Consider the following 9,980-nt stretch of genomic DNA (forward strand, 5'->3'; position numbering starts at 1 on the left):
CCCTAAGGACGCGATCCGTGCCCCGTCCATCCGATTGAGCCAAACCTGAGCTTCCCGAGCGGCCGTACGCTGAGCCCATGAGCCACGGCTGGAACGCGAACGACATCCCGGACCAGAGCGGCCGTACGGCCGTGGTCACCGGAGCCAACAGCGGCATCGGCCTGAACACCGCCCGGGAGCTGGCCCGGCACGGGGCGCGGGTCCTGCTCGCCTGCCGTGACGAGACGCGCGGCAGGGAGGCCGAGTCCCGCATCCGGAAGGCCGTGACCGGCGCGGACGTGGCGTTCGTACCGCTCGATCTGGCCGATCTGGGCTCGGTGCGCGCGTTCGCCGCGACGCACGCACCCGACCGGCTCGATCTGCTGATCAACAACGCGGGCGTGATGGCCCTCCCGTACGGGACGACGGCCGACGGCTTCGAGAGGCAGTTCGGCATCAATCACCTCGGGCACTTCGCCCTGACCGGGCTGCTGCTCCCCAGGCTCCTCGACACCCCCGGCGCCCGCGTGGTGACCGTCTCCAGCGGGATGCACGCGCTGTCCGACATCGACATGGGAGATCTCAACGGCGAGCGGAACTACCGCCGCTGGATCGCCTACGGCCGCTCCAAGACCGCCAATCTGCTCTTCGTCCACGAGCTGGCGCGACGGCTCACGAAGGCCGGCTCCCGGCTGGTGGCCGCCACCGCGCACCCGGGATACGCGGCCACCAATCTGCAGTCCGCCGCCGCCCGGATGGAGAACCGCAGGACGGTGGAGCGGGTCTTCGAGCTCGGCAACCGGATCATCGCCCAGCCCGCTTCGGCCGGTGCGCTGCCCACGCTGTACGCGGCCACCGCGCCCGGCGTGCGCCCCGACTCGTTCACCGGGCCGGGACTGCTGGGCTGGCGCGGCGCGCCCGCCCCCGCCTGGCGGGCGGGCTGGACGCGCGACGAGGTGACGAGCGAGCGGCTCTGGGTGGCGTCCGAGCAGCTCACGGGGGTGACGTATCCGGGCCTCGCCCCCTGAGCCGAACGAGAGGCCCTAGCTCTGGACGGCGGCCGGGTCCATCCACATGACCTCCCAGATGTGGTTGTTCGGGTCCTGGAAGGAACGGCCGTACATGTGGCCGTAGTCCATCGTCTCGTTGGCGGGGGATCCGCCGGAGGCGAGGGCGGTGTCGACCAGCTCGTCCACCTTCTCCCTGCTCTCGGCGCTCAGGGCAAGAATGACCTCGGTGGACTTCGAGGAGTCGGCGATCTCCTTCTTGGTGAACTCCTTGAAGCGCGGCTCGGTGAGGAGCATCGCGAAGATGGTGTCGCTGATGACGAGACACGCGGTGTTCTCGTCGGTGAACTGCGGGTTGCACGAGAAACCCAGCTTGCCGAAGAAGGCCTTGGTCGCTTCGAGGTCCTTGACCGGCAGGTTGACGAAGATCATCTGAGGCATGGTCGCTTCGCTCTCTCTGTTGTTCGAACGTGTACGACAGGTAGACGGCGGGGCTTCCCGGAACTCATCGCTGCCCGCGAAGAGAATTCTGCCGCCCCGGAGCCCCGCCCGCATGCCGCGCCGGGTGCCTCCCGCCTCAGAGGCTGTCGGGTGACCTCGGATCGGAAAAGCGGACGCGGTCTGGTGCGTGCGATCCCAAGGCGGAGGAGGGAGGCGACGCGGAGCGTTGGCGACCGACGACAACGCAGGAAGCGTGCGTGCCAGGGCGTGGCCGCCCGGTCCGAGGTCACCCGACAGCCTCTCAGGACATGGCGAGCGGTGCGCCGCCCCGGAGCAGCGATCCGCCCAGGGGCGTCAGCGTGTGCAGGACCGAGCCGCCGTGCCGCAGGGTGTGGATCAGGCCCGCCTCGCGCAGCACACAGGCGTGCTGGCTCGCCGAGGCGAGGGACACTCCGGCCCGGAGCGCGAGCTCGCTGGTCGTGCAGCCGTTCCCTATGGCGCTCAGGACCGTCGAGCGGGTGCTGCCGAGGAGCCGGCCGAGCCAGGGGCCCGGTTCGGCGAAGACCGGGGCGCGGGAGTGGGTGACCGGGTAGACGAGGACCGGCGGGAGCCGCGGGTCGCGGTAGACGACCGGGGTGACGCGGCAGAAGAAGGACGGCTGGAGCAGCAGCCCCCGCCCGTCCAGACGGACCTCCCGGTCGACGGGATAGTCCGCCTCCAGCACGGGGGGCCGCCAGCGGATCATGGGCGGGAGGGAGGCGAGCAGTTCGTGCGCGCCGCCGTCCAGGAGGGCGCGGCCGCGTACGGCGCGGTCGGCCTCGACGCTGGCCCGGATGTGCGGCCAGTACGGCTCGATGGCGGCGCGGTGGTAGCTGCGCAGGGCGTCGACGAGCCTGCCGAGCGGTTCGGCGCGGTTGCCCGGGGAGCGGACCGCGTCGCGGCGTTCGGCGCCGAGCAGGGCGAGTTCGGCGAGGACCCGGCCGGGCGGGGTGCCGCGTAATGCCGCCATTCCCGCGTCGATGCCGTACGGTTCGCCGCTTTCCTGAGAAGGCGTCAGAAAATCCGGGAAATAGCCGCGCGGTGGTATCACCGCGGACAACAGGCGTACTTCACCGTTCAACCGACGCCGGGTTTCCGTACGCCATTTCCCGAACACCGCGGAACCGCGCCGGTCCCTCAGCCGATGGAAACTCAGAGTGGTTTCCCACAGTGCGTCCGGCCGGGTGGCCATCCGCACTCTGGAAAGGTCCGCTCCGGACATATGGATGCGCAGCACCGATCCCCCACCTGTTGCACCTGCAACTACCCCCACCCCAGGGTAGGTGATCCGTAACAGCACGTCACCACGGGGTTTCGGCCAGAGGTGAAATGCCTCGCACCGACCCGCCATCACCCGAAAAGCTGTACGGCGTCGGGCACGAATCCGGCGCCACCGGAAGGGCGAGTGAAGGCCGTGGGGGGTTTCGCTCACCCGGCGGCGGTGGGCGCCGGTGCGGCACCGTGCCCGATGGGGGTAACCCGGGTGCGGTCCATGGATGGGGATCCATGGACCGCATCCCGGTCCGTTCCCGGCCTATTTCTTTGCTTATTGAACGAACTCTGTCTCATGGGTGAAGAAAAGGAACAACGTCGAACAACGATTTTCCCCAGAACAAAACGAGACGGCGGCACCCCCGCACAGGGTGCCGCCGTCTCCGGGTGTTCCGGAGTTGCCGCCGAGCCATTGAGGGTCGCGTTGGGCCGGCGGCGGCTCCGGGGCGGAGGGTCAGATGGTCCGGCGCCGGGTCAGCGGCTGTCGCTGCCGGCCGAACCCGCCGCCGCCCGGCCCGCTTCGAGACGGGCGACGGGGATGCGGAACGGGGAGCAGGACACGTAGTCCAGACCCACCTCGTGGAAGAAGTGCACCGACTCCGGGTCTCCGCCGTGCTCGCCGCAGATGCCGAGCTTCAGGTCCGGGCGGGTGGCCCGGCCGGCCGCGACGGCGCTGCGGACCAACGAGCCGACGCCGTCCTTGTCGATCGTCTCGAACGGCGACACCCCGAAGATGCCCTTCTCCAGGTACGCGGTGAAGAACGAGGCCTCCACGTCGTCACGGGAGAAGCCCCACACCGTCTGGGTCAGGTCGTTCGTACCGAAGGAGAAGAACTGCGCGGCCTCGGCGATCTGGCCCGCGGTCAGCGCGGCGCGCGGCAGCTCGATCATCGTGCCGATGGTGAGCTTCAGCCGGGTACCGGTGGCGGCCTCGACCTCGGCGATGACCTGGTCGGCCTCCTCGCGGACGATCTCCAGCTCCTGGACCGTGCCGACGAGCGGAATCATGATCTCGGCGCGCGGGTCGCCCTTGGCGTTCTTGCGCTCGGCCGCGGCCTCGGCGATGGCCCGTACCTGCATGGCGAACAGGCCGGGGATGACGAGCCCGAGACGGACCCCGCGCAGACCGAGCATCGGGTTCTGCTCGTGCAGCTTGTGCACGGCCTGGAGCAGACGCAGGTCGTTCTCGTTGGCGTCCTTGCGGGACTCGGCGAGCGCGACCCGCACCGAGAGCTCGGTGATGTCGGGCAGGAACTCGTGCAGCGGCGGGTCGAGCAGCCGTACGGTGACGGGCAGTCCGTCCATCGCCTCGAACAGCTCGATGAAGTCGGCCTTCTGGAGCGGAAGCAGCTCCTCCAGCGCGGTCTCGCGCTCGGCGTCGGTGTCCGCGAGGATCAACTTCTCGACCATCTCGCGGCGCTCGCCGAGGAACATGTGCTCGGTGCGGCACAGGCCGATGCCCTGGGCGCCGAAGCGGCGGGCCCGCAGCGCGTCCTCGGCGTTGTCGGCGTTGGCCCGCACCCGCAGCCGGCGCACCCGGTCCGCGTACGCCATGATCCGGTGCACGGCGGCGACCAGCTCGTCGGCGTCGTCGGCGCCGGCGTGCATCCGGCCCTCGAAGTACTCGACGACCGGGGACGGTACGACGGGGACCTCACCGAGGTACACCTTGCCGGTGGAGCCGTCGACGGAGACGACGTCGCCCTCCTCGATCACCCGGCCGCCCACCGTCATCCGGCGGCGTTTGGTGTCGACCTCCAGGTCCTCGGCGCCGCAGACACAGGTCTTGCCCATGCCGCGGGCGACGACGGCGGCGTGCGAGGTCTTGCCGCCGCGCGAGGTCAGGATGCCCTCGGCCGCGATCATGCCGTCGAGGTCGTCGGGGTTGGTCTCGCGGCGGATCAGGATGACCTTCTCGCCGGACCGGGACCACTTGACCGCGGTGTACGAGTCGAAGACGGCCTTGCCGACCGCGGCGCCCGGGGACGCGGCAATGCCCCGGCCGAGCAGCTCGGTCTTCGCTTCGTCGTCGAAGCGCGGGAACATCAGCTGCGCGAGCTGCGCGCCGTTGACCCGCTGGAGCGCCTCGGCCTCGTCGATCAGGCCCTGGTCGACGAGCTGGGTCGCGATCCGGAAGGCGGCACCGGCGGTGCGCTTGCCGACCCGGGTCTGGAGCATCCACAGCCGGCCGCGCTCGATGGTGAACTCGATGTCGCACAGGTCCTTGTAGTGCGTTTCGAGGGTTTCCATGATCTGCATCAGCTGGTCGTACGACTTCTTGTCGATCGGCTCCAGCTCGGCGAGCGGCACGGTGTTGCGGATACCGGCGACGACGTCCTCGCCCTGCGCGTTCTGCAGGTAGTCGCCGTACACGCCCTGGTGGCCGCTGGCCGGGTCGCGGGTGAAGGCGACACCCGTACCGGAGTCGGGCCCGAGGTTGCCGAAGACCATCGAGCAGACGTTGACGGCCGTGCCGAGGTCGCCCGGGATGCGCTCCTGGCGGCGGTAGAGCTTGGCCCGGTCGGTGTTCCACGAGTCGAAGACGGCCTTTATGGCCAGGTCCATCTGCTCGCGCGGGTCCTGCGGGAAGTCGCGTCCGGCGTCCCGCGCGACGATCTTCTTGAACTGCTCGACCAGCTTCTTCAGGTCGGCAGCGTCGAGGTCGACGTCGACGGTGACGCCCTTGGCCTCCTTCGCCGCCTCCAGCGCCTCCTCGAAGAGGTCGCCGTCGACACCGAGGACGGTCTTGCCGAACATCTGGATGAGACGGCGGTAGGAGTCCCACGCGAACCGCTCGTCGCCGGCCTGGGCGGTGAGACCGACCACGGACTCGTCGGAGAGGCCGATGTTGAGGACCGTGTCCATCATGCCGGGCATCGAGAACTTCGCGCCGGAGCGGACCGAGACCAGCAGCGGGCCGTCGGCCTGGCCGAGCCTCTTGCCCATCCGCGCTTCGAGGGCGTCGAGGTGCGCGCTGACCTCGGCACGCAGTGCGGCCGGCTCCTCGCCGCTTTCGAGGTAGACCTTGCACGCCTCGGTGGTGATGGTGAATCCCGGAGGGACGGGGAGCCCGAGGTTGGTCATCTCGGCGAGGTTCGCACCCTTGCCGCCGAGGAGGTCCTTCAGATCCTTGTTGCCCTCGGTGAAGTCATAAACGAACTTCTCGCCCTGGGGCTCCCGGGATTCCGGGGTGGTTACGTGGGGATCTTTGTTTTCCGACACGGGTCTCGACTCCTCGAGGACGCGGTGGCTGCCCTGACGGCGAGGAACATACCCAGATCGAAGGTGTCTGGGTACGTCCACTTGCGCGTCATGAGGCCTCAACCACCCGTCCGCCAGCAGATCGAAAGTGACGTGACCTGTCGCCCGATAGAGCCGTTCCTTCACTTCTTGAACGAATCACCACTCAGAGCCACGAACACCCCGCAGTTCGATCACGCAGCGCAGTGGAAGCGTCGATCGATCAAAGTGGAGGCTCCTGGCACGGAGTGCCATCATTTGAGAAGTCAAGCCCTCGACATTGCGCTCATCTGAGCGCACTGGCTCTCAGGGTGGCGAGAATCACTCTACGGCCGGCGCTCAGATGTCACCATCCGGACGCTCGATCGGCGACTGCCCGTCACGCGACGATCACCGAAGTGGCCTGAGTGTGAACAGAATCGCCATGCGATGCCTGTGGTCGGCTCGTTCGAGTCGCCCACCGGCCGGACTACCGCCGAATCCGGCCGAATATGACGCTCAGATGAGCGAGGCAAAAGAAGAGGCACGCGGTGCCTGTGGCGTCGCGTACCTGGAAGGGCCGGGGAGAGCCTGGAAGGGCCGGGGTCGGGGCTGGGCCGGGGGCCGGGGGCGGGCCAGGGGCCGGGCCGGGGAAAGGCCCGGTGCCGCCCCCGGCGGACAGCCTCTCAGCCGCCCGAGGTGTCCAGCTCCGCGTCCGGGCTCACGCCCGCGCAGTCGTACGGGTCCTTCAGCCAGCCGTCCGGCAGCACGACGCGGTTGTTGCCCGAGGTGCGCCCGCGCGGCCCGTCCGCGCCGTCCGGCCACGGCTGGTCCAGGTCCAGCTCCTGCAACTGCCCGCCCAGCTCCTCCAGCGACGAGGTGACCGCGAGCTTCTTGCGCATCTCCGAGCCGACCGAGAAGCCCTTGAGGTACCAGGCGACATGCTTACGGAAGTCGATCACGCCGCGCGTCTCGTCGCCGATCCACTCCCCCAGCAGCGTCGCGTGCCGCAGCATCACTTCGGCGACCTTCCGGAGCTCCGGCGCCTGCCGCGTCTCCGTGCCCTCGAACGCGCTCACCAGATCACCGAAGAGCCAGGGGCGGCCCAGGCAGCCGCGGCCCACGACCACGCCGTCGCAGCCGGTCTCGCGCATCATCCGGCGGGCGTCGTCCGCGCACCAGATGTCGCCGTTGCCGAGCACGGGAATCTCCGGGACGTGCTCCTTGAGCCGGGCGATGGCGTCCCAGTCGGCGGTGCCGCCGTAGTGCTGGGCGGCCGTCCTGCCGTGCAGGGCGACGGCCGTGACCCCCTCCTCGACCGCGATCCGGCCCGCGTCCAGGTAGGTCATGTGGTCGTCGTCGATGCCCTTGCGCATCTTGATGGTGACCGGCAGATCACCCGCGTTGGAGACCGCCTGGTTGAGGATCGCGCGCAGCAGCGGCCGCTTGTACGGGAGCGCCGAGCCGCCGCCCTTGCGGGTCACCTTGGGGACCGGGCAGCCGAAGTTCAGGTCGATGTGGTCGGCGAGGTCCTCGTCGACGATCATGCGGACGGCCTTGCCGACGGTGACCGGGTCCACTCCGTACAGCTGGATCGAGCGCGGGGTCTCGCTCGCGTCGAAGTGGATCAGCTGCATGGTCTTCTCGTTGCGCTCGACCAGCGCCCGGGTGGTGATCATCTCGCTGACGAACAGCCCCTTGCCGCCGGAGAACTCCCGGCACAGGGTGCGGAACGGGGCGTTGGTGATGCCGGCCATGGGGGCGAGCACCACCGGCGGCTGCACCGTGTGCGGGCCGATCCGGAGCAGCGGGAGCGAGGGGGCGAGCGTGGTCATTGCTCCATTGTCGCGTACGCGGCCGGGCTCTCCGGCGGCGGAGTTCGTTAGTTAACCGTACTATCCATGTATGCCCGAGCTCAGCCACCGCCGACGGCAGTTGGTGCTGGCGATCTGCTGCATGAGTCTGCTGATCGTCAGTCTCGACAACACCGTGCTCAACGTCGCCCTGCCGTCCATGCAGAAGGAACTGCACGCCACCGTCGCCGGCATGCAGTGGACGATCGACGCCTACACCCTCGTCCTGGCCTCGCTGCTGATGCTCGCGGGCTCCACCGCCGACCGGATCGGGCGCCGGAAGGTCTTCAAGATCGGGCTCGTCCTCTTCACCCTCGGTTCGCTGCTCTGCTCCGTGGCGCCGAACCTGGAGTCGCTGGTGGCGTTCCGGATGGTGCAGGCGGTGGGCGGTTCGATGCTCAACCCCGTCGCGATGTCGATCATCACCAACACCTTCACCGACCCGCGCGAGCGGGCCCGTGCCATCGGGGTGTGGGGCGGTGTCGTCGGCATCTCCATGGCGGCGGGCCCGGTGATCGGCGGTCTGCTGGTGGACTCGGTCGGCTGGCGGTCGATCTTCTGGATCAATCTGCCGGTCGGCATCGCCGCGCTCCTGCTCACCTGGCGGTACGTCCCCGAGTCCCGCGCCCCGAAGCCGCGCCGCCCCGACCCGGTGGGGCAGCTGCTGGTGATGGGGCTGCTCGGTTCGCTGACGTACGCGATCATCGAGGCGCCCTCGGCGGGCTGGACCTCGCCGCGGATCCTGGTGTTCACCGTGCTCGCCGTGTGCTCCCTCGTCGGGCTGCTGCTGTACGAGCCCCGGCGTGCCGAGCCCCTCATCGATCTGCGGTTCTTCCGCAGCGCCCCGTTCAGCGGCGCCACCGTCATCGCGGTCTGCGCCTTCGCCGCGCTGAGCGGGTTCCTCTTCCTCAACACCCTGTATCTGCAGAACGTGCGCGGGCTGAGCGCGCTGCACGCCGGTCTGTACATGCTGCCGATGGCGGCCCTGACCTTTGTCTGCGCACCGCTGTCCGGGCGGCTCGTCGGCAGCCGGGGGCCGCGGCTGTCGCTGCTCGTGGCGGGCGTGGCCATGACGGCGTGCGGGCTGCTGTTCGCCGTGTTCGACGCGGAGACGGACAACTTCCTGCTGTTCACCGGCTATGTGCTGTTCGGCCTCGGCTTCGGCATGGTGAACGCGCCGATCACCAACACGGCCGTCTCCGGGATGCCGCGCTCGCAGGCCGGGGTGGCGGCCGCGGTGGCCTCGACCAGCCGGCAGATCGGCGGGACGCTCGGGGTCGCCGTGATCGGTGCGGTATTGGCGGCGGGCGTGGCCGGGACCGGGGCGCCGCGCGGCGCCGAGTACGCGGTGGCCTTCGTGGACGCGAGCAAGCCCGCCTGGTGGATCCTCGGCGGATGCGGGCTGTGCGTCCTGCTGGTGGGGGCGCTGACGAGCGGGCACTGGGCGCGGGAGACCGCACGCCGGACCGCGCAGCGGCTGGAGAAGCCGACGGGCGCCCCGGCCGGGGATCAGGCCTCGGCGAGCTCCAGGGCCTGAAGACGCTGGAGGCGCTCTCTGGTCTCCTCGTCGGCGGGGGCGTACGTCACCATGCGCGGACCGCTCGACGGGCCGAGCCACAGGTCGGGGTGTTCGAGGCGGAGCAGTCCGACATGGGCGTTGCGGAAGATCTTGGTCCGGCCGCCCGCGCCCACCGCCTCGTGCCGTGCCCAGATCTCCCGGAACTCCGCGGAGGTCTCCTCCAGCCGTCCGAGGAGTGCCTTCCAGGCGGGCTCGGCCAGATGCTCGGCCATCGCCCTGCGGAACTTGGCGGCCATCACCCGGTTCACCTCGGGGAGGTCGACGACGGCGGAGCGCCACTCCGCGTTGGTGCAGGCGAGGATCATGCAGTTGCGGTCCTCGGGGGCGACCGCGTCCAGGTCGCGGAGCAGCCTGCCGTACGTCCGGTTGTACGCGAGGATGTCGTACCGGCTGTTCTGGATGCAGGCCGGGACGGCCGCGGTGATGCTGACGACGCTGCTCAGTCTGCGGCTGCCGCGCAGGGTGGCGTGAGCGCGGGCGGCGACGGGGCGCGGACAAGGGCGTGGGGGGGGGGGGCAGGGGGGGGTGGACGGGGGGGGACGCCGTCGTCGGCTTCCCGCTTCCTGATCACCTGCCGTCCCCGGGCATCGG

Annotated in this window: 6 protein-coding genes and 1 pseudogene; 2 read left to right on the plus strand and 5 right to left on the minus strand. The window is 69.8% G+C overall.

Annotation, left to right across the window (positions count from 1 at the left end):
- Positions 1 to 77 precede the first annotated feature (77 nt).
- Positions 78 to 1,007, plus strand: coding sequence for an oxidoreductase (locus ACFVX4_RS02585; protein ID WP_389971190.1), 930 nt, complete (start codon positions 78 to 80; stop codon positions 1,005 to 1,007).
- A 15-nt stretch (positions 1,008 to 1,022) separates the two neighbouring features.
- Here ACFVX4_RS02585 and ACFVX4_RS02590 read toward each other — a convergent pair whose 3' ends face one another.
- The 4 genes from ACFVX4_RS02590 to dusB all read right to left on the minus strand — a co-directional run bounded on the left by ACFVX4_RS02590 (position 1,023) and on the right by dusB (position 7,792).
- Positions 1,023 to 1,427: a VOC family protein gene (locus ACFVX4_RS02590; RefSeq protein WP_389971192.1), complete on the minus strand. Its 405-nt coding sequence runs from the start codon at positions 1,425 to 1,427 to the stop codon at positions 1,023 to 1,025.
- 301 nt (positions 1,428 to 1,728) lie between these two features.
- A complete protein-coding gene (locus ACFVX4_RS02595; RefSeq protein WP_389971194.1) occupies positions 1,729 to 2,703 on the minus strand; it encodes a transcriptional regulator in 975 nt (324 codons plus the stop codon).
- A gap of 509 nt (positions 2,704 to 3,212) precedes the next feature.
- Complete coding sequence (ppdK, locus tag ACFVX4_RS02600) at positions 3,213 to 5,960, minus strand: pyruvate, phosphate dikinase (RefSeq protein ID WP_389971196.1); 2,748 nt, start codon at positions 5,958 to 5,960, stop codon at positions 3,213 to 3,215.
- A 683-nt stretch (positions 5,961 to 6,643) separates the two neighbouring features.
- Positions 6,644 to 7,792: a tRNA dihydrouridine synthase DusB gene (gene dusB, locus ACFVX4_RS02605; protein WP_389971198.1), complete on the minus strand. Its 1,149-nt coding sequence runs from the start codon at positions 7,790 to 7,792 to the stop codon at positions 6,644 to 6,646.
- Positions 7,793 to 7,862: 70 nt separating this feature from the next.
- Between dusB and ACFVX4_RS02610 the strand changes: the two genes are divergently transcribed.
- Entirely contained in the window at positions 7,863 to 9,347 is a 1,485-nt protein-coding gene (locus tag ACFVX4_RS02610; RefSeq protein ID WP_389971200.1) for an MFS transporter, read from the plus strand.
- Here the strand turns inward: ACFVX4_RS02610 and ACFVX4_RS02615 are convergent.
- A pseudogene (locus ACFVX4_RS02615) lies at positions 9,320 to 9,799 on the minus strand (XRE family transcriptional regulator); the annotation flags it as partial. The gene ACFVX4_RS02610 and the pseudogene ACFVX4_RS02615 overlap by 28 nt on opposite strands.
- Positions 9,800 to 9,980 lie beyond the last annotated feature (181 nt).

This window comes from Streptomyces sp. NPDC058240 (assembly GCF_042882135.1).
GTDB lineage: Bacteria > Actinomycetota > Actinomycetes > Streptomycetales > Streptomycetaceae > Streptomyces.